21 protein-coding genes are annotated in these 22,407 nt (G+C 72.0%); 4 read left to right on the top strand and 17 right to left on the bottom strand.

Translation table 11 applies throughout. From position 1 onward, the window contains the following. Positions 1 to 105 precede the first annotated feature (105 nt). Positions 106 to 1,107 (top strand): SAM-dependent methyltransferase, encoded by a 1,002-nt coding sequence (locus tag LO772_RS19700; protein ID WP_231773340.1) that lies wholly within the window; start codon positions 106 to 108, stop codon positions 1,105 to 1,107. Positions 1,108 to 1,369: 262 nt separating this feature from the next. On the opposite strand, the gene LO772_RS19695 is transcribed toward LO772_RS19700, so the two are convergent. Genes LO772_RS19695 through LO772_RS19685 form a run of 3 tightly spaced genes read right to left on the bottom strand, consistent with a single transcriptional unit; the run spans position 1,370 to position 4,582 of the window. Next, on the bottom strand, positions 1,370 to 2,608 hold the full coding sequence (locus LO772_RS19695; RefSeq protein ID WP_231773339.1) for a CaiB/BaiF CoA transferase family protein: 1,239 nt from the start codon (positions 2,606 to 2,608) through the stop codon (positions 1,370 to 1,372). A 35-nt stretch (positions 2,609 to 2,643) separates the two neighbouring features. Next, positions 2,644 to 4,083, bottom strand: a complete 1,440-nt coding sequence (locus LO772_RS19690; protein ID WP_231773338.1) for a PH domain-containing protein — start codon at positions 4,081 to 4,083, stop codon at positions 2,644 to 2,646. Positions 4,084 to 4,093: 10 nt separating this feature from the next. Continuing rightward, positions 4,094 to 4,582 carry a PH domain-containing protein gene (locus LO772_RS19685; protein ID WP_231773337.1) on the bottom strand — a complete coding sequence of 163 codons (489 nt, stop codon included), beginning with the start codon at positions 4,580 to 4,582 and terminating at the stop codon, positions 4,094 to 4,096. An 82-nt stretch (positions 4,583 to 4,664) separates the two neighbouring features. Here LO772_RS19685 and LO772_RS19680 point away from each other — a divergent pair, with 82 nt between their 5' ends. Next, a complete protein-coding gene (locus LO772_RS19680; RefSeq protein WP_231773336.1) occupies positions 4,665 to 5,816 on the top strand; it encodes an NADH-quinone oxidoreductase subunit D in 1,152 nt (383 codons plus the stop codon). Positions 5,817 to 5,852: 36 nt separating this feature from the next. Here the strand turns inward: LO772_RS19680 and LO772_RS19675 are convergent, their stop codons facing one another. From LO772_RS19675 to dacB, 12 genes are all read right to left on the bottom strand, one after another. Continuing rightward, positions 5,853 to 7,493, bottom strand: a complete 1,641-nt coding sequence (locus LO772_RS19675) for a hypothetical protein (protein WP_231773335.1) — start codon at positions 7,491 to 7,493, stop codon at positions 5,853 to 5,855. A gap of 266 nt (positions 7,494 to 7,759) precedes the next feature. Continuing rightward, positions 7,760 to 8,254, bottom strand: a complete 495-nt coding sequence (locus LO772_RS19670; protein ID WP_443089289.1) for a DUF3180 domain-containing protein — start codon at positions 8,252 to 8,254, stop codon at positions 7,760 to 7,762. Continuing rightward, positions 8,251 to 8,781, bottom strand: a complete 531-nt coding sequence (gene folK / locus LO772_RS19665) for a 2-amino-4-hydroxy-6-hydroxymethyldihydropteridine diphosphokinase (RefSeq protein ID WP_231773334.1) — start codon at positions 8,779 to 8,781, stop codon at positions 8,251 to 8,253. Before folK ends, LO772_RS19670 begins: the two co-directional genes overlap by 4 nt. Before the next feature lie 23 nt (positions 8,782 to 8,804). Continuing rightward, positions 8,805 to 9,164, bottom strand: a complete 360-nt coding sequence (gene folB, locus LO772_RS19660; protein ID WP_231779635.1) for a dihydroneopterin aldolase — start codon at positions 9,162 to 9,164, stop codon at positions 8,805 to 8,807. 229 nt (positions 9,165 to 9,393) lie between these two features. Then, positions 9,394 to 9,861 carry a nuclear transport factor 2 family protein gene (locus tag LO772_RS19655; protein WP_231779634.1) on the bottom strand — a complete coding sequence of 156 codons (468 nt, stop codon included), beginning with the start codon at positions 9,859 to 9,861 and terminating at the stop codon, positions 9,394 to 9,396. An 8-nt stretch (positions 9,862 to 9,869) separates the two neighbouring features. Continuing rightward, complete coding sequence (gene folP / locus LO772_RS19650) at positions 9,870 to 10,664, bottom strand: dihydropteroate synthase (RefSeq protein ID WP_231779633.1); 795 nt, start codon at positions 10,662 to 10,664, stop codon at positions 9,870 to 9,872. A 612-nt stretch (positions 10,665 to 11,276) separates the two neighbouring features. Further along, positions 11,277 to 11,879 carry a GTP cyclohydrolase I FolE gene (folE, locus tag LO772_RS19645; RefSeq protein ID WP_231779632.1) on the bottom strand — a complete coding sequence of 201 codons (603 nt, stop codon included), beginning with the start codon at positions 11,877 to 11,879 and terminating at the stop codon, positions 11,277 to 11,279. Positions 11,880 to 11,887: 8 nt separating this feature from the next. Beyond that, positions 11,888 to 13,942, bottom strand: coding sequence for an ATP-dependent zinc metalloprotease FtsH (gene ftsH / locus LO772_RS19640; RefSeq protein WP_231773333.1), 2,055 nt, complete (start codon positions 13,940 to 13,942; stop codon positions 11,888 to 11,890). Between the two features lie 298 nt (positions 13,943 to 14,240). Further along, on the bottom strand, positions 14,241 to 14,807 hold the full coding sequence (gene hpt, locus LO772_RS19635; protein WP_231773332.1) for a hypoxanthine phosphoribosyltransferase: 567 nt from the start codon (positions 14,805 to 14,807) through the stop codon (positions 14,241 to 14,243). 52 nt (positions 14,808 to 14,859) lie between these two features. Continuing rightward, positions 14,860 to 15,843: a tRNA lysidine(34) synthetase TilS gene (tilS, locus tag LO772_RS19630; RefSeq protein WP_231773331.1), complete on the bottom strand. Its 984-nt coding sequence runs from the start codon at positions 15,841 to 15,843 to the stop codon at positions 14,860 to 14,862. Between the two features lie 244 nt (positions 15,844 to 16,087). Beyond that, the gene (locus tag LO772_RS19625; RefSeq protein ID WP_231773330.1) at positions 16,088 to 17,203 is read right to left on the bottom strand and encodes a zinc-dependent metalloprotease; all 1,116 of its coding nucleotides are present in this window, start codon (positions 17,201 to 17,203) and stop codon (positions 16,088 to 16,090) included. Between the two features lie 89 nt (positions 17,204 to 17,292). Further along, on the bottom strand, positions 17,293 to 18,744 hold the full coding sequence (gene dacB / locus LO772_RS19620) for a D-alanyl-D-alanine carboxypeptidase/D-alanyl-D-alanine endopeptidase (protein WP_231773329.1): 1,452 nt from the start codon (positions 18,742 to 18,744) through the stop codon (positions 17,293 to 17,295). Between the two features lie 283 nt (positions 18,745 to 19,027). On the opposite strand from dacB, the gene LO772_RS19615 reads away from it, so the two are divergent. Both LO772_RS19615 and LO772_RS19610 read left to right on the top strand, forming a co-directional pair. Continuing rightward, positions 19,028 to 19,519 carry an inorganic diphosphatase gene (locus tag LO772_RS19615; protein ID WP_231773328.1) on the top strand — a complete coding sequence of 164 codons (492 nt, stop codon included), beginning with the start codon at positions 19,028 to 19,030 and terminating at the stop codon, positions 19,517 to 19,519. A gap of 169 nt (positions 19,520 to 19,688) precedes the next feature. After that, a complete protein-coding gene (locus LO772_RS19610; protein WP_231773292.1) occupies positions 19,689 to 20,603 on the top strand; it encodes an IS982 family transposase in 915 nt (304 codons plus the stop codon). 21 nt (positions 20,604 to 20,624) lie between these two features. Here LO772_RS19610 and LO772_RS19605 read toward each other — a convergent pair whose 3' ends face one another. Both LO772_RS19605 and LO772_RS19600 read right to left on the bottom strand, forming a co-directional pair. Next, entirely contained in the window at positions 20,625 to 21,569 is a 945-nt protein-coding gene (locus tag LO772_RS19605) for a hypothetical protein (protein ID WP_231773327.1), read from the bottom strand. Between the two features lie 71 nt (positions 21,570 to 21,640). Next, a complete protein-coding gene (locus LO772_RS19600; RefSeq protein ID WP_231773326.1) occupies positions 21,641 to 22,348 on the bottom strand; it encodes a DedA family protein in 708 nt (235 codons plus the stop codon). Positions 22,349 to 22,407 lie beyond the last annotated feature (59 nt).

The raw sequence follows: 22,407 nt of genomic DNA, 5'->3' as shown, positions 1-22,407 counted from the left end.
CGCCGTCGGCCGGGTGTGCGCGGCCCCCTCCCGCCGCGGGCGGCGGCCCGGCGGCGCACCCCGGACGTCGGCGTGCCCGGCACCGGCCCGGTAGCGTCGTCACCGATGAACACCTGGTCGACCTGGCGGGACGCCACGCACCGGGCCCTGTACGGGGCCGGCGGCTTCTATTTGCGGCCCGAGGGCCCCGCGGGTCATTTCCGCACGTCGGTGCACGCGTCGCCGCTCTTCGCCGGGGCGCTCGCGAAGCTCGCCCGGGAGGCCGGCCTCGACACCGTCGTCGACGTGGGGGCCGGACGCGGCGAGCTTCTGGTCGCCCTGCTGCGCATCGACCCCGCGCTGCGGCTGCACGGTGTGGACGTCGCCGCCCGGCCCGAGGCGCTGCCGCCCTCGATCGGCTGGACCGCGTCGGTGCCCTCGGGCGTGTCGGCGCTGCTGGTGGCCAACGAATGGCTCGACAACGTCCCGGTCGACGTGGCCGAGGTGGACGCCGACGGCGTGGCCCGGATCATCGAGGTGGAGTCGGGATCCGGACGCGAGCGCCTGGGCCCGGCGGCCTCCGGCGCGGACGCGGCGTGGCTGGAGCGGTGGTGGCCGCTGCGCGGCGCGGTGCCGGGGACGCGGGCGGAGATCGGGGCACCGCGCGACGCGGCGTGGGCGACCGCCGTCGGGGCGCTGGCGCACGGCCTCGCGGTCGCGATCGACTACGGACACGAACGGGCGTCGCGCCCCCCGTACGGGACCCTCACCGGGTACCGCCAAGGCCGGGCCGTCCCCCCGGTGCCGGACGGCACGTGCGACGTGACCTCGCATGTCGCCGTCGACGCGATCGCCGCCGCCGGCGAGGCCGCCGGGGTCGGGACGGTCGTCCACCTCACGCAGCGCGAGGCCCTGCACGCCCTCGGCGTGCGCGCGACCCGGCCCCGCTACGACCTCGCCCGCACCGACCCGCGCGGCTACCTCGCGGCGCTGCGCGACACGGGCGAGGCGGGCGAACTGACCGCGCGCGGCGGTCTCGGCGACTTCCGCTGGGTCGTGCAGGGCGTACGGACGAGACTCCCCGACCTCCTGGCCCTCGCGGCACCCGGCGACGCGGGCGCCCCCTGACGCTCCCCTGAACCAACGCCCCGACACGACGTCACCGACGGGCGCGGAACCACCCCGCTCGCGCAGCCACCTCCCCGCGGCAGCGGACCGGCCGGCTCTCGCCGCGGCCTGCGGCCCGCGGCGCCGGCTCTCGCCGCGGCCTGCGGCCCGCGGCCCGCGGCCCGGGCGACACCTCGGGCTCCCCCCGCCAGACCGCGAACCGGCGGTCCGACACGGCCTCGTCGCCGGTCGCGGAGCCGCCCCGCTCATGCGGCCGTCCGTGTCAGCTTGTCCCCAGCACTCCCGCCGCGCGCAGTTCGGCGATCCTGGCGTCGTCGTAGCCGAGGACGTCCTTGAGCACGTCGGCGCTGTGCAGGCCGACCGTGGGGGCCTTCGTGGGGCGGGGAAGCTCCTCGCCGACGAAGTGGAGGGGGCTGGAGAGCTGGTCCGTGCCCAGTTCCTCCTTGGGGAACCACGTGAAGCGGTGGCGGAACTGCGGGTCGTCCGCGATGGTCTTCGGGTCGTTGACCGGCGCGATGGGGGTGTTCGCCTCGTTGCCGAAGGCGAGCCATTCGAGCGAGGTGCGGGTCGCGAAGATCGTGCGTAGTTCCTCGCGGAGTTCGAGGTTGCCGACGGCGTGGTCGGCGTACGTCGAGCCGGGCCATTTCTCGAACAGGTCGGGGCGGCCCACCGCCTCGCAGAAGTTCTTCCACAGCGACCGCTCGGAGGCCATGAAGAGCACGAACCCGTCGGAGGACGCGTACATCTGGTAGCGGACGCCCTCGACCATGCCCGCGGTGCCCGGCGCGCGCCGCTCGTAGTTGTCGGTCTTGTTGCCGGTGACCTCGGACTCGGGCCGCTCGTACGCCTTGTACGTCTCGCTGCGCAGCCAGTCCATCGCCGCGGCGGCGTCCGACTGCGCGATGTCGATCTGCCCGCCGATGCCGGTCTCGCGCGCCCGGATGATCGCGGCCAGGATGCCCAGCGCGCCGTAGAGCGGCCCGGCGTGGATGCCGATGGACGCGTGCTCGGGGGTGTACGGGTGGCCGTCGTCGGTGAACGCCGGCTTCACGACACCGGCCCACGTGTCGTACGCGACGCCGTGCGAGGGCATGTCGCGGTACGGGCCGGTGGCGCCGTACCCGGAGATCGTGCAGAAGACGATCTTCGGGTTGACCTCCTTCAGGTCCGCGTAGCCGAGGCCGCGCCGGGCCAGGCCGCCGGGCCGCATCGCCTCGACGACCGCGTCCGCGCCCGCGACCAGTTCCTTGAAGGTGGCCGCGGCCTCGGGCTTGCGCAGGTCCAGGACCAGCGACTTCTTGCCCCGGTTGATGTGGAGGTGCATGAGCGAGACGCCCTCGATCACGGGCCAGGTCATCTCGCGGATGTAGTCGCCGTTGGGTGGTTCGACTTTGATGACCTCGGCGCCGAGATCGACGAGCGCCGAGGTGATCGCGCCGGGGCCCAGCATCGAGCACTCGATGATCCGTACTCCGGCCAGCGGTGCCGGTACCTGACCCATCGCGACCTCCCAAGAATATGACGGTGCGTCAGATTCTAGCGATCGACCGCGTCGACGGAACCCCCCGATCGCGTCGACCACCGGTGCGGCCCCTCGCCGCGGCGGCCGACGCGCGAGCGCTCGGCCTGCTCGTCGACCAGGCGGAAGGCCTCGTCGACGTCGCGCAGCGACGCCGTGACCCGCACCGGTCCCGGCGTCGAATCCAGGTGCACCGTCGCCAGCCGCAGCCGGCGCTCGACCGGGCCCTGGGTCCAGCGCACGCTCTGCACCTTGGCGTGCGGGATCACGTCGGTCTCGCGGCGGAACACCCCCCGCCGGGCGACGAACACCCGGTCGTCGGCCCCGCACGCCATCGCCCGGCGGCGGACCGGGCTGTGCCAGCGCGCCCGCTTCGGAACCCGCGTGAGCGGCACGGCCCGGACGTCCACACCCGGCAGGATGCGGCTGAGGACGCCGAGCGCGACCTCGCGCGTCGCGACCGGCAGCAGCGTCGACTCGTGGTTCTCGGTGTTGTTCTCGTCCTGGCCGTAGCCCGCGACGTTGACCTCCACACGCACCCAGCCCTTGGGCCGCCACAGCAGGGGCTGCACGATGCGGACCGCCTGCACGCGGCCCGGCGGCACGGTCTGGTGGCGGTGCTCGATCAGGCCGTGGGCCAGCCGGAGCCCGTCGGGCGACTCCGACAGCGTGAAGTCGAAGTAGCGCAGCACGCGGCCGACGGTGAACTGCCACGCCGCCACGAACAACGGGATGCAGCCCAGCAGCAGCGCGGCGCTGCCGGTCGTGAGCGCCACGACGACCAACGCGGCCGACGGGATCAGGAACCCCCACGTCGCGAACGACAACAGGACCGATCCGATCAGGACCGGCATCGGGACGACCACGAACGGGCGCTCCGGCGCCTCCCCCGCGTCCGGCCGCACACCCGCCGCCCGGGCCAGCAATTCGGCGCGCAGCGCCTGGGCGTCCTTCTCGTGGACGTACCGCAGCGACCCTTCCGCCGAGTCGCCGCCCGCGACCTGGAGCCTCAGCTCCGCGAGCCCCATCAACCGGGCGATGAACGGCCGGACGACGTCGACCGCCTGCAGACGGCCCAGGTGCACGTGCCGCGTCCGGCGGAACATCACGCCCGAGTCGATCCGCAGATCGTCGTCCTCGATCCGGTACACCGTGAACGCCCAGCTCAGCAGGCCCCACGACAACGCACCGAGAAACACCGCCCCGGCCACGATGATGCCGAGCCGGGTCTCCTGCGTGCGGGCGGCGTGCTGCCCGAAGATCGCGATCGCCGCGGCCATCGCCGTCCAGCCCTTGGCCACCGGGGTCAGCGGATGCAGGCGCCGCGGCTCGGCGTTGTCGGGAGCCTTGGCGCCGTCGGAGGACGGCGTCCCCGGCGGCCCGGCGTCGCCGGGCGCGGTACCGCCGTCGGCGCGGTCGGGGACCGGTGCGGCCCCCGACCCGTGGTCCACGGTCATCGTCCTCGCCTCACACGCCCGCGGAACGGGCTTCGCCCCGCTCGGCCAGGCGGTCCCGCAGCCGCGCGGCCTCCTCGGGTGGAAGCCCCCGGATCACCGCGTCGGTGCCCGCCGACGCGGTGTGCAGCTTGATCGTCGCGATACCGAAGCGCCGCTCGACCGGGCCGGCCGTCACGTCGACGAACTGCATGCGGCCGTACGGCACCACCGTCAGGCGCCGGAACTGCACGCCGTGGGCAATCAGCAGGTCGTCGGCGCGCTCCGCGTACCGCCACGACCGCTGGTTGCGGCGCAGCGCGAGGATCCCCCACACCAGCACGACCGCGACCGCCCCCAGGGGCAGCACCGCGAGCCACGGCGACACCAGGAGAGCCACCAGCACGCCGCCCGCGACCCCGGCGGGCGCCAGGATCACGACCAGCAGAAACCGCCGCACGCGAAACAGCTGCTCGGACACCGGATGCCAGGCCTGCTCCGGCGGCGCCAAGGCGTGATCCATGCGTTCAGCGTATGCGGCGAACCCGCCGGGCGACTCCCCCGCGAACCCGGCGGACCCCCGGGAGCCTGGCAAAATCGGCGGCATGACAGAGGCCACGCTCGGCGTCGGAATCGGCGCGGACCAACTCGACACCACCGACATGGTGCTCAACATCGGTCCGCAACACCCGTCGACGCACGGCGTCCTGCGGCTGCGCCTGGTGCTGGACGGCGAACGGATCCGCAGCGCCGAACCGATCGTCGGCTACATGCACCGCGGTGCCGAGAAGCTTTTCGAGGTCCGCGACTACCGGCAGATCCTGGTGCTGGCGAACCGGCACGACTGGCTCTCCGCGTTCTCCAACGAACTCGGCGTCGTCCTCGCCGTCGAACGCATGCTCGGCATGGAGGTCCCCGAACGGGCCGTGTGGGCGCGGACGCTGCTCGCCGAACTCAACCGGGTGCTCAACCACCTGATGTTCCTCGTCTCGTATCCGCTCGAACTCGGCGCGATCACCCCGATCTTCCACGCGTTCCGCGACCGCGAGGAGATCCAGGAGGTGATGGAGGAGATCTCCGGCGGGCGCATGCACTTCATGTTCAACCGCGTCGGCGGGCTCAAGGAGGACCTGCCCGCGGGGTGGCTCGGGCGGGTGCGGCAGGCCGTCGCGGGCGTGCGGGCGCGCCTGCCCGTGCTGCACGACCTCGTGCGCGGCAACGAGATCTTCCGGGCGCGCACCGAGGGCGTCGGCGTGCTGGACCCCGGGACCGTGCGCGCGTACGGCGTGAGCGGCCCCATCGCGCGGGCCTCCGGGGTCGACTTCGACCTGCGGCGCGACGAACCGTATCTGGCGTACGGCGAACTCACCGACGTCCTGAGGGTCGTCACGCGCGAGGAGGGCGACTGCCTGGCCCGGTTCTCGTGCCTGCTCGACCAGGTGGACGTGTCGCTCGACCTGGCCGACGCGTGTCTCGACCGGCTGGCCGACCTCCCGCCCGGCCCGGTCAACCTACGGCTGCCCAAGGTGCTCAAGGCCCCCGAGGGGCACACGTACGCCTGGACGGAGAACCCGCTGGGCCTCAACGGCTACTACCTGGTCTCGCGTGGCGAGAAAACGCCGTGGCGTCTGAAGCTGCGGTCGGCGTCGTTCAACAACGTCCAGGTGCTGTCACGCCTGCTGCCGGGGTGCCTGGTCGCGGACATGGTCGCGATCCTGGGCTCGATGTTCTTCGTGGTCGGCGACATCGACAAATAACGCCGGCCGGACGGCGTCCGGACGCGTGCGGCGGGATCAGGCGTGCTTGCGCGTGTCGACTATCTTCGGCAGTTGCTCCGTGTCGTCGTGCGCGGTCAGGTCGACCGGGATCGGCCGCCCCGTCCGGGGCTCGTGCGTGACCAGCGGACGCTGGGACACGGCCTCGAACCGGGCCGACGCGTCGCGCACGACGCGATGGGAACGCGTCTCCGCCACGGACTCCGCGGTCGCGGCCCCGTGCGCGGCCTCGGGCTCGTCCACGGACTCGGACGCGGATTCGGACGCGGCGGGCTCGGCTCCCGGCTCCTCCGCGTCCGCCTCGCTCCGTCCGAAGAAGTCGAACGAACTCGCGTCGCCGGAACGCGACATGCGCTCGTTGACCGTGCGCACGGTATTCGCCACCTCGCGCACGATGCGGGCCACCGCCTCGTCGGGCGGAAGCGCCGCGACGGCGGGTTCGAGGGCATCGACGCCGAAGTCCAGCTCCACACCGGGCACGTCCGTCACGGGCACGGCCACCTCGGCGGGCCGACGCGGCACCGGCAACGCGCCGACGGGCGCGGCCACCGCGTCGGCGGCCGGGGCCTCGACGCCTTCCCCGACGGCCGGTCGCCCGACCGGGTCGGCGCACGGCACGTCGGCACCGGACGCCGTCACCGGCACGGGCGCCTCCTCCTCGACCGGCACCCCGGTCGCGGCTCCGGCATCGGGCCCGGCCTTGTCGCGTTCCTCGGACGGTGCCGCCTGCCGGCGCGGCCTGAGCGACCGCGCCGCGGGAATCACCGCGCGCGGTGCGAGCGGAGCCGGCCGCACCGGCCCGGGCGACGCTTCGCCCGCCGCCTCGGCGGGCTCCGCGACCTGCGGGGCCGCCTCGACCGCTTCTCCGGCCTCGGCCACCTCGACCGCCGTCACCGCCGCCTCGGCAGGCGCCGCGGGCTTCGCGTCCGCCACGGCCGCCGCGATCGGCTCGGCCCTCGCGGCCCCCTGAGCCGTCTTGGCCGTCTTGGCCGTCTTGGCCGCGGCCGACCGCTCCAACCCGCGCAGCGCCGCCGCTCCGCCCGCGAACAGCTCCGCCGTGAGGCGGACCGGGCGGGAGGACGCCAGGGTCGCGCGACCGAAGTCCAGCTCGGCGGAGCGCGCCGTGAGTTCCTTCGTACGGGCCTCCAACTCCCGTACGCGGGAAGCTGCTTGGCCCGCGCGCTCGTCCGCCTGACGGGCCCTGGCCTGGGCCGCCGCGATGCGTCGGTCCGCGTCGGCGGCGCGCTCGCGAGCCACCGCGGCCCGGGCCTCCGACTTCTCCGCGCGGGCCTCGGCCTCGTTCAACCGCGCGCGCGTGACCGCCATCCGCTCACGGATGGTGACCAACTCGCGCTCCAGGGCGGTCGTCCGGGCGAGGGCCTGCTCGTGCACGTCGCGTATCTCCGCCGCCGTCGCCGCCAGGCGCTCGCGCTCGCGGCGGCGGCGGGCGAGGTCCTGGCCGTAGTTCCGTCGGCTCTGCCGCAGCAGCGCGACGAGCGCGGCGGCCGAGGCGACCGCGCACAGCACGGCGATCCGGAGAACCCCTGCGCCGCTGCCGACCGCTGCGAGCAACACCGCGACGAACGCGGGCGCGAGGACCGCGATCAGAACGGATATACGCAGAAGTGCGGAGGACTGGCGGTGACGTCCACGTGACATGTGCGCGACCTTAACGCGGACGCGCACGCGAACGCATCGCGCCACACGCGGTTCTGACGACGTATCGATAATTCGAGGAATCAACTACCGCAAATCGGGCGGTCGTTCCGTGATTCCGTGGTTCCGGCGGGCGCAGGAGGGCCCGCCGACACCTTCGGCAGACCGAAAATTCGTGACTTGATTCGACCCGGCGACCACCCGGCGAACCACGGCGGCCCGGTACGCGGCCCGCCGAGCCGCCTCACCGCGCACGCGCGAGAACGCGGTCAGCGCGAGGTGGACGAGCCGTGCGGACGCCCCGGATCATCCGGGTCCTCCGGAATCCGGCAGACCCGCTCCAGGAACAATCCCGCGAGAATCAGCAGGATCGCGGCCCCCACCGAGAAGCCGCACCGCGCCGCCTGTTCGCGGCGCGCGTCGTTGTCCAAGTGCAGCCACAGCCACACTCCGTAACCGCCGTACAACCCCGCGACCAACGAGCCGACGAGCGAACTCGCCTTCGCGAAAACGGCCGCCCGCGCGGCCGTCAGCGGATCGACCGGCTTCGCGTCCACCCGCCGCTCGCGCTGCGCCCGGAACCGCGCACGCAGCGACAGCCCGGCCGACAGCGCGACAACGGCGAGAAGCAGCAGGACGAAAGGCGCGAGGACCGGTACACCCGGAGGCGTCCCCCGCGTCTGCCACAGATCGACGGCGCCATACACCAGCGCCCCGGGGGCCAGGGCCAGACCGAGCAGCATGGCGGGACGCGTCGGCTTCACTCCGGCAGCCTCAGCTCCAGATCGTCGCGGCGCTCGACACCGGCCGTGCCCAGCTTCACCAACAGGTCGACGGCACGGCCGTGGCCGGGAATCTCGGCCTCCGGGTCGGCATCGACCCACGGCGCGAGCACGAACGCCCGCTCGTGCGCCCTCGGGTGCGGGATGGTCAACTGCGGGTCGTCGGACACCTCGTCGCCGTACACGATGATGTCGACATCGAGCGTGCGCGGCCCCCAGTGCTCGGTGCGGACGCGCTGGAACGCCTCCTCCACCGCGTGGGCGCGGTCCAACAGCATCTCCGGCGGCAGGAACGTGTCGACGATCACGACCGCGTTGAAGTACTCGGGCTGGTCCTCGGGCCCGCCGACCGCCTGCGTGATGTAGAGCGGCGAGACGACGTTGACCCGGACCCCCGGGGTGTCGGCAAGCGCGTCGATGGCCCCCTGCAGGTTCTCCCGGCGGTTCCCCAGGTTGCTGCCCAGCGCCAGAACCGCGCGGTGCGGGCCGCTGAGGGCCTGCAACCGCATGAGCGTATCCGTCCCCAAATCCGTCACAAACGACTCCGAACAATCGTCACGGTCACATCGTCGAACGGCACGGTGATCGGGGCGTCGGGCTTGTGGACGACGACCTCGACCTCCTCGACCGGCTTGTGTGCCAGGCAGGCATCGGCGATCCGCCCGGCCAGCGTCTCGATGAGGTTCACCGGCTCGCCCTGCACGACGGCCACGACCTCCTCGGCGATGACACCGTAGTGCGCGGTCAGCTCCAGGTCGTCGCCGGCCGCCGCCGGACGCGTGTCGATCCCCAGCACCAGGTCGACGATGAAGGTCTGGCCTTCCCGGCGCTCGTGCTCGAACACACCGTGGTGGCCCCGGGCCTTGAGTCCCCGCAACGCGACGCGGTCCAGCATCAGGTCCACCTTCCTCGGCTTCCTCGGCGCACTACTTCGCTCCCGGCGCGCGCGGGGCCGCCCGGTGGTCCTGATCGGGCCCTCGTACCTCGGCGCCCTACCGAATGTACCCAGGAGCACCCTCACGCCCGCCGGGGTGGGGTGCCGTAGGGCCCTGCCCCGAGGCGTGCTACGCGATCTGCAACCGCCGGGCCGGCGCCGGTGTTCCCCGCCGCCGGCCCGCACGTCAGATGTCGTCGTCGGCGTCCGCCTCGGCGAGCACCGGGGACGCGTGATGCAGCCACAGGCGCCACTCGCCGTGCAGGCGCCGGAAAACGTTCGTCACGACCGCCTGTCCGCCCGCGAACCCGGCTTCGTCGTCGCCGTCCTCCTCGCCCATGCCGGTCAGCAGGCTGGCGGTGCACGACAGGATCGCGACGTCGCCGTCGAGCGTCACCTGCACATCGGTGAGGAAGAACTGCACATAACTGGTGTTCGCCATGATCAGCGCATACGACCGCAGCACTTCCGCCCGGCCGCGCAACACCGGCCAGCCCGGGTGGACGCACGTGATCGTCGCCGCCTCGGGGCCGTCGGCCCATATGGCGCCGAGCCGGTCGAGATCGCCCTCCTCGACAGCGGTCCACAGCGCGAGGTTGAGATCGCGCACCTCGGCCGCTTCGGGGGACAACAGCTCGTCCTCGGGGCCGTTCATCGGGTTGTTCACCGGGCGGCCTGCCAGGCTGCCGCCACCCGCACCGCGTCCCGAGAGGCCGGAACCTCGTGCACTCTTACCCCCCAAGCCCCGGCGCGCGCCGCAAGGGCGGTCACCGCGGCGGTCGCGTCGTCTCGGCCGCGCGGCGGGCGCAGCCCCTGGTCGTCGGCGAGCAGCCGGCCGAGAAACGTCTTGCGGGACGCGGCCACCAGCAGCGGGCGGCCGAGTTCCACAAGCGCCTCAAGGTGCGCCAGCAGCGCCCAATTGTGCTCGGCGTTCTTCGCGAAACCGAGCCCCGGGTCGAGGATGACCGCCTCGGGGTCGACGCCGGCCGCGACCACGCGGTCCATGCGCTCGGCAAGTTCGGCGCGCACTTCGCCGACCACGTCGTCGTAGTGCGCTTTGTCCTGCATCGTGCGGGCGTGCCCGCGCCAGTGCATCACCACGACCGGAACCCCGGCCTCCGCGACGAACGCCGCCATCGCGGGGTCGGCGAGGCCGCCGCTGACATCGTTGACCAGCAGCGCCCCGGCCTCGACCGCGGCACGGGCGACCTCGACCCGCATGGTGTCGACACTGACGATCGCCCCCGCGGCGGCGAGCCCGCGCACCACCGGGACCACCCGGCGAAGCTCCTCGTCCAACGGGACGCGCTCGGCCCCGGGCCGCGTCGACTCACCGCCGACGTCGATCAGGTCGGCGCCCTCGGCGCGCAGCGCGTGGCCGCGCGCGATGGCCTCCTCGGGGTCGAACCACAGGCCCCCGTCCGAGAAGGAGTCGGGGGTCACATTGACCACGCCCATGACCGCGCAGCGGCCGAAGTCCGGGAGTCCCCGCACGCTGGGTGGCTTCACGTCCCGCTCCAGGCCTCGGCCGGGGGCACCCCCTTCGGGCTTGGTCGTCGCTGTCATGGCCCTAAGGGTAGGGGCAAAGACACGCCGGTCAGACGAGGCGGGACGGTGCGGCGCAGCACAGGATCGCCCCGGTCGTACCCTCCGACCTCGACAAATCCGAAAAGACCGGGCGAACGCCGCCGACCGGTGCGGACGGCCCCGGCCGCGGGGCACCCCGCACCGCGCGGTGTCCCCGCGCGAACCGGGCCGAAGCCCGCACCGGGCAGGTCGGCACGCCCGGCGGACGCGCACCGGGGGCTCACCACCGACGCCGGCGGCGCACGGTGGCCTTGCCGGGCAGGTTCGCGGTTCGGTTGGGGCCTGACGGTCGAGACTCCCCCGTCCCGACGCGTCGCGGGGCGCGAACCGGTTCGCGGTGGGTGCGGGCGACGCGCGTCCCTGCCCGCCCCTCCGGTGTGGCCGTGGTGCGGCGGCGCCGTACATCGAAACGCCCCCCGCGGCCGAGCCCCGGGCTCGGCCCCCGCGAGGGGCGTTTCGTGCGTTGCGGTCCGTGGAGAGCGGTCAGCGCTCCAGGATGAGGCTCATCGCCTCGGCGCGCGTGGCCGCGTCCAGGAGTTGGCCCCGCACCGCGGAGGTCACCGTCTTCGCGCCCGGCTTGCGGATGCCGCGCATCGTCATGCACATGTGCTCGCACTCGAAGACCACGATCACGCCGCGCGGGCGCAGGATGCGGACGAGGGCGTCCGCGACCTGCGTGGTCAGCCGCTCCTGCACCTGCGGGCGCTTGGCGTAGACGTCGACGAGGCGGGCGAGCTTGGACAGGCCGGTGATCTGGCCGTCCTCGGACGGGATGTAGCCGACGTGCGCGACACCGTGGAACGGCACGAGGTGGTGCTCGCAGGAGCTGTACACCTCGATGTCCTTGACCAGCACCATCTCGTCGTGGCCGAGGTCGAACGTCGTGGTCAGGACGTCCTCGGGGCTCTGCCGCAGCCCCGCGAAGATCTCGCGGTACGAGCGGGCCACCCGCGCGGGGGTGTCCTTGAGCCCCTCGCGGTCGGGGTTCTCCCCGACCGCGATCAGCAGCTCACGTATCGCCCGCTCGGCGCGGTCCTGGTCGAACTCACCCACGGCGCGGCCGTCGTCGAGGGTGACCGGGTCGATCGTCACGTTCACTTCTCCGCTGAGTCGGACGGGCCTTCGGGAACAGCCGCCGGCCCGCCGGTGGTTCCGGTGGTCGCCGTCCCGCCCCCGTTGAGCGCCGTGCCGTTGCCGTTGACGGTCAGTTCCCTGGGGGTCATGACCGGGGGGCGGCTGGACGGCTCGCGGCGGCTCGACCCGGTCCACGCGGGACGGGCCGGACGCTTGCTGACCGGGGCGAAGATCTCCGCGACCTCGCGTCGGTCGAGGGTCTCCCGTTCCAGGAGGGCGAGGACCAGGTTGTCGAGCACGTCGCGGTTCTCGACCAGGATTTCCCAGGCCTCGTTGTGCGCCGCCTCGATGAACCTCTTGACCTCTTCGTCGACGATAGCGGCGACTTCCTCCGAGTAGTCGCGCTGGTGTCCCATCTCACGGCCCAGGAACGGCTCGGAGGCGTCCTGCCCGAACTTGATCGCGCCCAGGCGCTCGGTCATGCCGTACTGCGTGACCATCGCGCGCGCGAGCGCCGACGCCTTCTCGATGTCGTTCGACGCGCCGGTGGTCGGGTCGTGGAAGACCAGTTCCTCGGCCGCCCGGCCGCCCAGCATGTACGCGAGCTGGTCGAGCATCTCGTTGCGGGTGGTCGAGTATTTGTCCTCTTCCGGCAGCACCATCGTGTAGCCGAGCGCCCGGCCCCGGGACAGGATCGTGATCTTGTGCACCGGGTCCGTGTTGGGGAGCGCGTGCGCCACCAGGGCGTGGCCGCCCTCGTGGTACGCGGTGATCTTCTTCTCCTTGTCGCTCATCAGGCGCGTCCGCTTCTGCGGACCGGCGACCACGCGGTCGATCGCCTCGTCGAGCGACTTGTTGTCGATCAGCTTCTCGTTGCCGCGCGCGGTCAGCAGCGCGGCCTCGTTCAGCACGTTGGACAGGTCGGCGCCGGTGAAGCCGGGCGTGCGCTTGGCGACCGCCTTGAGGTCGACGTCCTCGGTGACGGGCTTGCCCTTCGCGTGCACCTTGAGGATCGACAGGCGGCCTTCGAGGTCGGGGCGCTCGACCGCGATCTGCCGGTCGAAGCGGCCCGGGCGCAGCAGCGCGGGGTCGAGGATGTCGGGGCGGTTGGTGGCCGCGATGAGGATGACGCCGCCCTTGACGTCGAAGCCGTCCATCTCGACGAGCAGCTGGTTGAGGGTCTGCTCGCGCTCGTCGTGGCCGCCGCCGAGGCCCGCGCCGCGGTGCCGGCCGACGGCGTCGATCTCGTCGACGAAGACGATGGCCGGGGCGTTGGCCTTGGCCTGCTCGAACAGGTCGCGGACCCGGGAGGCGCCGACGCCGACGAACATCTCGACGAAGTCGGAGCCGGAGATGGAGTAGAACGGGACCCCGGCCTCACCGGCGACGGCACGGGCGAGCAGCGTCTTGCCGGTGCCGGGCGGGCCGTACAGCAGCACGCCCTTGGGGATCTTGGCGCCGACGGCCTGGAACTTGGCGGGCTCCTGGAGGAACTCCTTGATCTCCTGAAGCTCCTCGACGGCCTCGTCGGCCCCCGCGACGTCGGAGAACGTCGTCTTCGGGGTGTCCTTCGAGATCAGCTTCGCCTTCGACTTCCCGAAGTTCATCACCCGGGAGCCGCCGCCCTGCATCTGGTTCATCAGGAACAGGAAGACGATGACGATCAGCGCGAACGGCAGCAGGGAGAAGAGGATGCTGACGAGGGCGCTCTGCTTGCCGATCTTGACGGTGTAGCCGTCGGGGATCTGGCCGGCCTGGTCCTTGTCGGTCAGCAGCTGCGCGATCGTGGCGCCCTGCTGGTCGTTCAGATAGGACGACTTGATCTTGCTGCTGCCGTCGATCTTGATCGGCTTGCCGTCCGGTCCGTCCTTGAGGGACAGCTCCACGGCCTGGTCGTTGCCGCCGATGACCTTGGCGCTCTTGACCTGGTTGTCGTTGATGGCCTTGATGACCGTGCTTGTGTCGACACCCTTGTAGCCGCTCGACCCGCCGACGAGCTGCATCAGGACGAAGACAGCAAGTACGGCCAGCACGACCCACATGATCGGCCCGCGGAAAATGCGCTTGACGTCCATTCATGCGGGGCTAAAGCCGCCCCGTCCCTCCTGCCAGCTCCCTACCCGAGGACCTGATGGCCCCGGGCTCACTGCCCTGTCCGGTGTCGACCACGAAGTGTCGCTTGCTCAGTGTCGCCTTACGAAGTGTCACTGCGTACGAAGGTACACCGGCGGTAGCCGCGACACCGCGCCCGCGCATCGCCCTCGGGCGGCACGGTGCGGAGACGACTTCCGTCGACCTCTGCAACGAGGGAAAACGGTTCGCTTGTTCCCCGGATCGGGACAGTGGTGCTCCGGGTCACCCCGCGGCGGATGGTCAGTGCGGCTTCACGCTGCCGTACACGTGCTCGGCGAGGGTTCCGACGAAGGGCAGGTTGCGGTAGCGCTCGGCATAGTCGAGACCGTAGCCGACCACGAACTCGTTCGGGATGTCGAAGCCGAGGTACTTGACGGGGATATCCACCTTGGCCGCCTCGGGCTTGCGGAAGAAGGCGCATACCTCAAGCGACGCGGGTCCGCGCGACGCGAGGTTCGCGAGCATCCACGAGAGGGTGAGGCCCGAGTCGATGATGTCCTCGACGACGAGGATGTGGCGGTCGGCGATGTCGGTGTCGAGATCCTTGAGGATGCGCACGACGCCGGAGGATTTGGTGCCCGAGCCGTAGGAGGAAACGGCCATCCAGTCCATCTTGACCGGTGAGTGCAGGGCGCGTGCGAGGTCGGCCATGACCATGACGGCGCCTTTCAGGACGCCCACGAGAAGGACATCGCGGCCCTCGTAATCCCGGTCGATCTGCTGGGCCAGCTCGCGCAGTTTGGCGTTGATCTCGTCCTCGGTGACCAGCACGCGCGCGAGGTCGGTGCCCATGTCTTTCTCGTCCACCTGTGCTCTTCCTGTCGGAGTCCCTGTCAAGGCTTCAAAGGCGGCAGAGGCTTCAAAGCTGTGAGGGCCGGTGGAAGAGAAGCTTTCCACATCGCCTGCGTATCTCGACGCCGCCTGGCAGGTTGATGGGCCCCTGGCCCCGCCACGAGGTCACCAGGCGCTCCACCATGTCGACATGCCGGGCGAACAGGTCGCCGGGCGGCGAGCCGGCGCTGACGGCCGTACGGCGGAGCACCCGGCGGCGTACGGCGGCCGGAAGTCCGGCGAGCGCGCAGACGTCCAATCCGCCGTCGTCCAGGGTGATTTCGCCCTGCACGCGGTCGGCCCAGGCGTCGAGGGCGTCGGCGTCGTCGCGGAAGAGGCGCGCGGTGCGGGCGAGCGAGGCGCTGATGCCGGGGCCGAGCGCCTTCTCCAGGACGGGCAGCACGTCGTGCCGCACGCGGGCCCTGGCGTACGCGGGATCGGCGTTGTGGGGGTCGTCCCAGGTCGCGAGGTTCTGGGCGGCGCAGGCCGCGCGCGTGGTGTCGCGGTCGATGCCGAGCAGCGGGCGGCGGAAGTGCCCTATGACCGCCGGCATGCCGGCCAGCGAGCGGGCGCCGGAGCCCCGGGCGAGGCCCAGGAGCACCGTCTCCGCCTGGTCGTCGAGGGTGTGGCCGAGGAAGACCGCGCGGGCCTGGTGGCGGGCGGCGGCGATGTCGAGCGCCTCGTAGCGCGCGGACCGGGCGGCGGCCTCGGGCCCCCCGCGCCGCCCGACCCGGACGCCGAGCGCCTCGACCGGGTCCAGCTCCAAATCGTCACGAAGCCGCGCGACCAGGTCGACCGCGCGGCGGGTGGAGCCGGGTTGCAACCCGTGGTCGATGGTGATCGCCCCCGCGCGGACGCCCGCGCGGGGCGCCTCGAACGCGGTGGCCGCGGCGAGCGCGAGCGAGTCGGCTCCGCCGCTGCACGCCACCAGGACGAGATCGCCCGGGTTCATCGAGCGCAATATGTCACGGACGGCTACGCGGACGGCGGCGACGGCAGGATGCGGTCCCACGCTCTCCTCCTGGGGTGTCACGGGGGCGCGGATGCGGACAGGTGCCGGGGCCGGGCCGCTGTCGTACGCGATCCCCGGCCCCGCGGGCGAAATTGACGCCCAAGCCTGCTTCAACGCTACGGCACGCACTGGACCGACCGCGTGATGCTTTACGGAGTGTCGCACCGTAAAGTAATCAAACGGATACGCTCGGTTGATGCGTTCGAGTGCCCTTGGGAGGATTTGACTGCTTTTGCGACTCCGGTCAGGAGGGGGCCGAGCGGGTGCCGTGCACGCGGTCGACCCACGTCTGCGGTTCGGCGATCTCGCCCCGCGTGGGGAGGGTGTTCGGCGAGGTCCACACCCGGTTGAACCCGCTCATGCCGACCTGGTCGACGACGGTGCGCACGAAGCGCTCGCCGTCGCGGTACTGCCGGAGCTTGGCGTCCATGCCGAGGAGCTTGCGCAGCGCGAGGTCGAGGCGGCCGGTGCCGCGCGCGCGGCGCTGCTGGAACTTCTCGCGGATCTCCGCGACGGTCGGGATCACCTGCGGCCCGACGCCGTCCATGACGTAGTCCGCGTGGCCCTCCAGCAGGGACATGACCGCGGTGATGCGGTGCAGGATCTCGCGCTGCACGGGGGTCTGCACGAGTTCGACCAGCGAACTGTCGGCGGACTTGTCGGTGTCCTCGCCCCGGCGGCCCGCGACCAGCGCCTGCGCCGCCTCGCGGAACCGGCGCATCATCGCGGACGGGTCGACCTCGGTCTCGGTGAGGAAGGCGTGGACCTCCTGCTCCAGGTGGTCGCGCAGCCAGGGCACCGCGGTGAACTGCGTGCGGTGGGTCTCCTCGTGCAGGCAGACCCACAGGCGGAAATCGGTCGGGTCGACGTCGAGTTCGCGTTCGACCTGGACGATGTTCGGCGCGACGAGCAGGAGGCGGCCGGGGCTCGCGTCGGGCGACTCCGTGCCCGGCGCGAAGGTCTCGTACTGCCCGAGCACGCGGGCGGACAGGAACGACAGCAGCGTGCCCAGCTCGATGCCGGTCACCTTGCTGCCGACACCGGACAGCGCGTTGGCGCCGGGGATCGTGTCGCGCCGCTCGTTGACCTTGTCGAGCAGGGGGCGCAGGACGTGCCGGAAGCCCTGGACGTTGGCCCGGACCCAGCCGCCCCGGTCGACGATGAGGACCGGGGTGTCGTTGCCCCGGGTGTCGAGCCCGGTGAAGGAGCGCACGTGGCCCTCGGAGTCCGCCGCGTGCGCCCGCAGCTCCGCGACGGCGGCGCGCGCTTCGTCCCGGCTCACCTCCGGGCCGGGGCGCACCAGCCGATTGGCCGTGGAAACGGCCAGGTCCCAGTCGATCATGTCCGCACCGCTCGTCATAACGCCACCGTACGTGCAAGTGCGCGTCCCGCGCTGCCCGAACTCCGTTGATCATCGGTGAGCGGTCTCGCGCGCGGGGGTCTTTTCCGTCAGCCGGCGGCCAGGGCGACCGGGGTTCCGCAGCCGCACCCGGCCAGTGCGGCGGCCATGCGGTCCAGGGCGGGTCGGGCGACGTCGGCGCCGCCGGGGACGTCGTCCGCGAGGAAGGCGAAGGCGATCAGGCGGCCGTCGTGGTCGCGGACCACGCCCGCGAGGGTGCTGACACCGGTCAGCGAGCCCGTCTTGGCGCGGACGAGGCCGGCGGCGGCGAGGCTGTTCTGCGCGCCGAAGCGGTCCGCCAGGGTACCGGTGAAGCCGGCGATGGGCATGCCGGTGAGGGCGGTCCGCAGCTCGGGGTGGTCGGCCGCCGAGGTGAGGGTGATGAGCCGCGTCAGGACCGCGGGCGGCAGCTCGTTGCGCTTGTCGAGACCGCTGCCGTCCTTGAGGTTCATCGCGCCGAGGTCGACGCCGAGGCCGGTGAGCGCCTCGCGCACGGCCTGGGTGCCGCCCTCGAACGAGGCGGGCTTGCCCTTCGCGATCGCGACGTGGCGCAGCAGGGCCTCGGCCATGTCGTTGTCGCTGTCGGTCATCATGTGCTCGACGTACTCGGCGATGAGCGGCGACTGGACCGCCGCGAGCCGGGTCGCCGCGGGCGGGGCGGTGGCGGCGGCGGGCTTGCCGTTGACCGCGATGCCCTCCTTCGCGAGCATCTGCGCGAACTGCTCGGCGGCCTTGACGGCGGGGTCGGTCACGCGCAGCCCCGGGACGCCGGTCTTGGTGGCGTCGGTGCGGCCCTCGTCGGTCATGAGCGGGACGACCGAGGCGATGTTGTCGTTCGGGCTGATCGGGTGGTTGACCGGCCCGGTGAACAGCGTTGTGTCGTACGCGAGTTTGATCGAGGTGCGCCCCGAGGCGCGCAGCGCCGCGGCGGTCTCGGCGGCGAGGCGGTCAAGCCGGGCGGGGGCGAACTGCCCGGCGTACTGGGCCCCGTCGAGTGCGGTGAGGGTGGGGTCGCCGCCGCCGACGAGGACGACGGTGTCCGGGCTCGCGCCGAGGACGGTGCTCGTGGTGAGGCGGTAGTCGGCGGGGAGCACGGAGAGCGCGGCGACCGCCGTGGTGATCTTGGTGGTGGACGCGGGGGTCGCGCCGCGGTCGGCGTTCGCGGTGAACAGCGCGCGGCCGGTGACCGCGTCGACGACGGAGACGGCGACGTCGTCGCCGAGCGCGGGGTCGGCGAGCAGCGGGGCGAGCGCGGCGCGTACGCCGTCGTCGGTGGGGGCGGGCCCGGCCGGGTCGGCGTCGACGGGGGTCAGGACAGGCGGTGTGATTCGCCTCTCATCCGTGGCCGCCGCGGAGCTTTCGACGTCGGCGGAAGCGGCTTGTGTGCCGCGGCCCTTCGCGCCGTGGTGTTCCCCGACGCGGTACCCGCCGCGCCACGGCCCCGCGGCCCACACCGCGAGAAGCGCCAGCACGACGCCCGCGATGGTTGCCCCCAGGGCCACCGTCCTCACCCTGGGCACGGGCGACCAACCCCTTTCGACAGATCCGCTTCGGCGGCCCCGACAGGCATGCGAGACACTGTCAGCAGACTAGGTTCTGTTCGGGGCTCCGGCTGGACTCCCGTCACCCTTCCGGGGTGCGGTGTGTTCCGGACCGAAACGCCATGCGTCGTGCTCGCACGGGGTCGGCTGGCGTCCGCAGTTGCGCGTCCTGTCGGAGTCGGCGGCACCGCGGACTTCACGGACAGACCCTAACAATCCAGGACGCACAATGGTTGGAGGAGCCTTGGAGTTCGACGTCACCATCGAGATCCCTCGCGGTTCACGGAACAAGTACGAGGTGGATCACGAGACGGGACGCATCCGGCTCGACCGCATGCTGTTCACTTCGACGCGGTATCCGGCCGACTACGGCTTCATCGAGGACACCCTGGGCGAGGACGGCGACCCGCTCGACGCCCTCGTGCTGTTGGAGGAGCCGACGTTCCCCGGCGTGCTCATCCGCTGCCGCGCGATCGGGATGTTCCGGATGACGGACGAGGCCGGCGGTGACGACAAGGTCCTGTGCGTGCCCGCGACGGACCCGCGCATGGAGCACCTGCGTGACATCCACCACGTGCCGGAGTTCGACCGCCTGGAGATCCAGCACTTCTTCGAGGTCTACAAGGACCTTGAGCCCGGCAAGTCCGTCGAGGGCGCCGACTGGGTGGGGCGAGTCGAGGCGGAGGCCGAGGTCGAGGCGTCGTTCAAGCGTCTGAAGGAGTCGGGCCACCACTGAGGCCCGAGGTCACGCGAGCGCGGTTCGCGGACGTCGGAGGGCGGTCCCGTCGGCGGGGCCGCCCTCCGACGTGCGCGAGGGTGCCGTGGCCGCCGGGCGTCAGCGGCCTAGATGAATGAGTCCAAGGGATTGCCTGCGGACATGAAGCGAGGGCGTCCACAGTCGTGTTGTGATGCAAGACTTGGACACCCTCGCGACTGCACTCTATGCCCGGATCGACGACACCTTGAAGGCTTCGCCGGAACTGGCGCCGCCGCGCCCGAAGGTCGGGTTCGCGCCCACGCTCAGTGACGCCGAGTTGCTCACGCTGGCGGTCATGTCGGCGCTGCTCGGCTACACGTCCGAGCGGCGTTGGATCCGCCGGGTCGACAAGGACTTCCGCGGCCTGTTCCCGTACGTGCCCCGGCAGTCCGGGTACGGCAAGCGGCTGCGGGCGGCATCGTCGCTGTTCATCCACATGATCCGCATCCTGGCGACCGACACGACCTTGTGGAGCGACGACGTGTGGCTGGTCGACTCCACCCCGGTCGGCTGCGGCTGCTCGCGCGAGACCGCGAAACGCTCGGACCTGGCCGGCTGGGCCCAGTACGGCTACTGCGCGTCGCACTCGCGGTACTTCTGGGGCCTGCGGCTGCACCTGGTCTGCACCCTCGGCGGCCTGCCGGTCCTGTTCGCGCTGACCGGCGCCAAGGCCGACGAACGCGAGACCCTGCGCGACATGCTCGACACAGCCCCCGACGTCATGGCCGCCCACCCGGGCCAGACGATCATCGGCGACAGGCACTACTACGGCCGCGAGTTCGAACGCGACCTCACCGAACGTCACCTGGTCCTGCTGCGGCCGGCCCGCAAGGGCGAACCCGAACGGGCCGGAGCACACCTGTTCAAACCGCTCCGGCAGGTCATCGAGTCGATCAACCAGACACTCAAAGGCCAGCTCGACCTGGAACGACACGGCGGCAAAAGCCCCGCAGGGGCGGCCGTCCGCGTTCTGAGCCGCATCCTCGCGCTCACGGCCGCGATCTGGCACAACGACAAGACCGGACAACCCATCAAACGATCAATGACCGCCTACGACCACTAACCGTGACCACACCCCTTGGACTCATTCATCTAGTGCGCCCGCGTCCGCCGCCTGCCACAGACGGACGTCGCCCGACGCGGGGTCGGCGGTGACCCACGTGCCGTCGTACCGGACGATGAGCCACGTGCGTTCGGCGTCGTCGGGGTAGTCGACCTCGGCGACGGGCCGCAGGTCGGGTACCGAGAAGACGACGTGGCGCCCGGCGGACGACGCGGCGAGGACGCGGTCGGCGCCCAGGAAGCCCGCGTAGAAGTCGAACACCTCGTCGCCCTCGGCGAAGAGCGCGTCGTGCCGCCGGGCCGCGACGAGGCCGCCGTCGGGGGAACGCAGCAGCGCGAGCGGGCCCTCGCCGTACGGCGTGGTGAGCATCAGGTGCGAGCCGGGCTGGATGTCGATGAGGATGCGCGACTCGCCCGGCAGTTCGCGCGCCGGGCCCGTGCCGTCCGCCGCGACCAGGAAGACGCGGTAGGCGTCGTCGCCGTGGCCGGCCGCGATGCCGACGTGGACGCCGTCGGGGTGCGGCAGTAGCTCCGAGCCTATGGTCCGGGCGGGGAGCGGGGCGGTCCGCAGGACGGTGCCGTCCTTGGCGTCGAACAGCACGCACGTGTCGGTGTCCTCGGTGCGCACGACCGCCCACACGCCGCGCGCGTCGGCGGTGGCCACACACGAGCCCGATTCCTCGAACTGCCAGTCCGCGTGCGGGCGCGACCATATCTGATGCCCTGTCATGTCGAGGGCGGCCACGCGGTCCGGCCCCGACGCGGCGACGAACGACAGGTCGGGGGCGACCGCGTGGCCGCCCTTCCACTCGGCCGGCAGGGCCACCGTGGACAGCACGGCGAGGGCGTCGTCCAGGACGAGCAGCTCGCCGTCTTCGGTGTGCGCCAGCCATACCGACGCGCCGGGCACCCGGTCGAGGCTCCACAGCGGCGGGAGAGAGGTCTGCGCGACGAGTTGAGGACGCATGCGCAGACGCTACCGCCGCGGGGGTGGTGTTTCGTACGCCGTGCCGATCCGGTGGGGCGGTCGGGTGCCGGTCACGGGAGGCGGTGGCGTCCGGGACCCGCGGCGGTCGCGTCGTCGAGAGGCGCCTCCGGGGTGTCCGACGCCGCGGCCTCGCGGCGGGACGCGGCGCGGGCACGCAGCACCTCGATGACGATCGGGACGACCGACAGCGCCACGATGGCGATCAGGATGAACTCGATGTTGTCGCGGACGAAGCCGACCTGGCCGAGGAAGTAGCCGAGCACCGTCACGCCGCAGGCCCACAGGATGCCGCCGATGATGTTGTAGACGAGGAACGTGCGGTACTTCATGTTCGCGACGCCGGCCACGATCGGGCAGAAGGTGCGCACGATCGGGACGAAGCGGGCCAGGATGATCGACCGGGGGCCGTACTTCTCGAAGAACTCGTTGGCCTTGACCACGTTCTCCTGTTTGAAGATGCGGGAGTTCGGCCGCGTGAACAGGCTCGGCCCGACCTTGCGGCCGAACAGGTAGCCGACCTGGTCGCCGGCGATCGCCGCGAGGACGAGCAGCACGCAGACGAGCCACAGCGGCTGGTCGAGGTATTCGCCGTCGGCGATGAGCAGCCCGGTGGTGAAGAGCAGCGAGTCGCCCGGCAGGAAGAACCCGATCAGCAGCCCGGATTCGGCGAAGACGATGGCCAGGATGCCGAGGAGGCCGAACGTCGAGATCAGGTACTCGGGGTCGAGCCAACTCGGCCCGAGGGTGAGCGTGGTCACGGCGGGGGCCTTCCGACGGAGTGCGGGATTTCGGGCATGACCGAGACGACCCTCGGGTC

It is taken from the genome of Yinghuangia sp. ASG 101 (assembly GCF_021165735.1).
Classification (GTDB): Bacteria; Actinomycetota; Actinomycetes; order Streptomycetales; family Streptomycetaceae; genus Yinghuangia.
This window is presented reverse-complemented; position numbering and strand designations above follow the sequence as displayed.

Excerpts from the sequence above, each read along its gene's own strand:
- LO772_RS19700 (WP_231773340.1), top strand. The coding sequence starts at position 106 with ATGAACACCTGGTCGACCTGGCGGGACGCCACGCACCGGGCCCTGTAC.
- LO772_RS19695 (WP_231773339.1), bottom strand. The coding sequence starts at position 2,608 with ATGGGTCAGGTACCGGCACCGCTGGCCGGAGTACGGATCATCGAGTGC.
- LO772_RS19690 (WP_231773338.1), bottom strand. The coding sequence starts at position 4,083 with ATGACCGTGGACCACGGGTCGGGGGCCGCACCGGTCCCCGACCGCGCC.
- LO772_RS19685 (WP_231773337.1), bottom strand. The coding sequence starts at position 4,582 with ATGGATCACGCCTTGGCGCCGCCGGAGCAGGCCTGGCATCCGGTGTCC.
- LO772_RS19680 (WP_231773336.1), top strand. The coding sequence starts at position 4,665 with ATGACAGAGGCCACGCTCGGCGTCGGAATCGGCGCGGACCAACTCGAC.
- LO772_RS19675 (WP_231773335.1), bottom strand. The coding sequence starts at position 7,493 with ATGTCACGTGGACGTCACCGCCAGTCCTCCGCACTTCTGCGTATATCC.
- folK (WP_231773334.1), bottom strand. The coding sequence starts at position 8,781 with ATGCGGTTGCAGGCCCTCAGCGGCCCGCACCGCGCGGTTCTGGCGCTG.
- LO772_RS19655 (WP_231779634.1), bottom strand. The coding sequence starts at position 9,861 with ATGAACGGCCCCGAGGACGAGCTGTTGTCCCCCGAAGCGGCCGAGGTG.
- folP (WP_231779633.1), bottom strand. The coding sequence starts at position 10,664 with ATGGGCGTGGTCAATGTGACCCCCGACTCCTTCTCGGACGGGGGCCTG.
- ftsH (WP_231773333.1), bottom strand. The coding sequence starts at position 13,942 with ATGGACGTCAAGCGCATTTTCCGCGGGCCGATCATGTGGGTCGTGCTG.
- LO772_RS19625 (WP_231773330.1), bottom strand. The coding sequence starts at position 17,203 with ATGACGAGCGGTGCGGACATGATCGACTGGGACCTGGCCGTTTCCACG.
- LO772_RS19605 (WP_231773327.1), bottom strand. The coding sequence starts at position 21,569 with ATGCGTCCTCAACTCGTCGCGCAGACCTCTCTCCCGCCGCTGTGGAGC.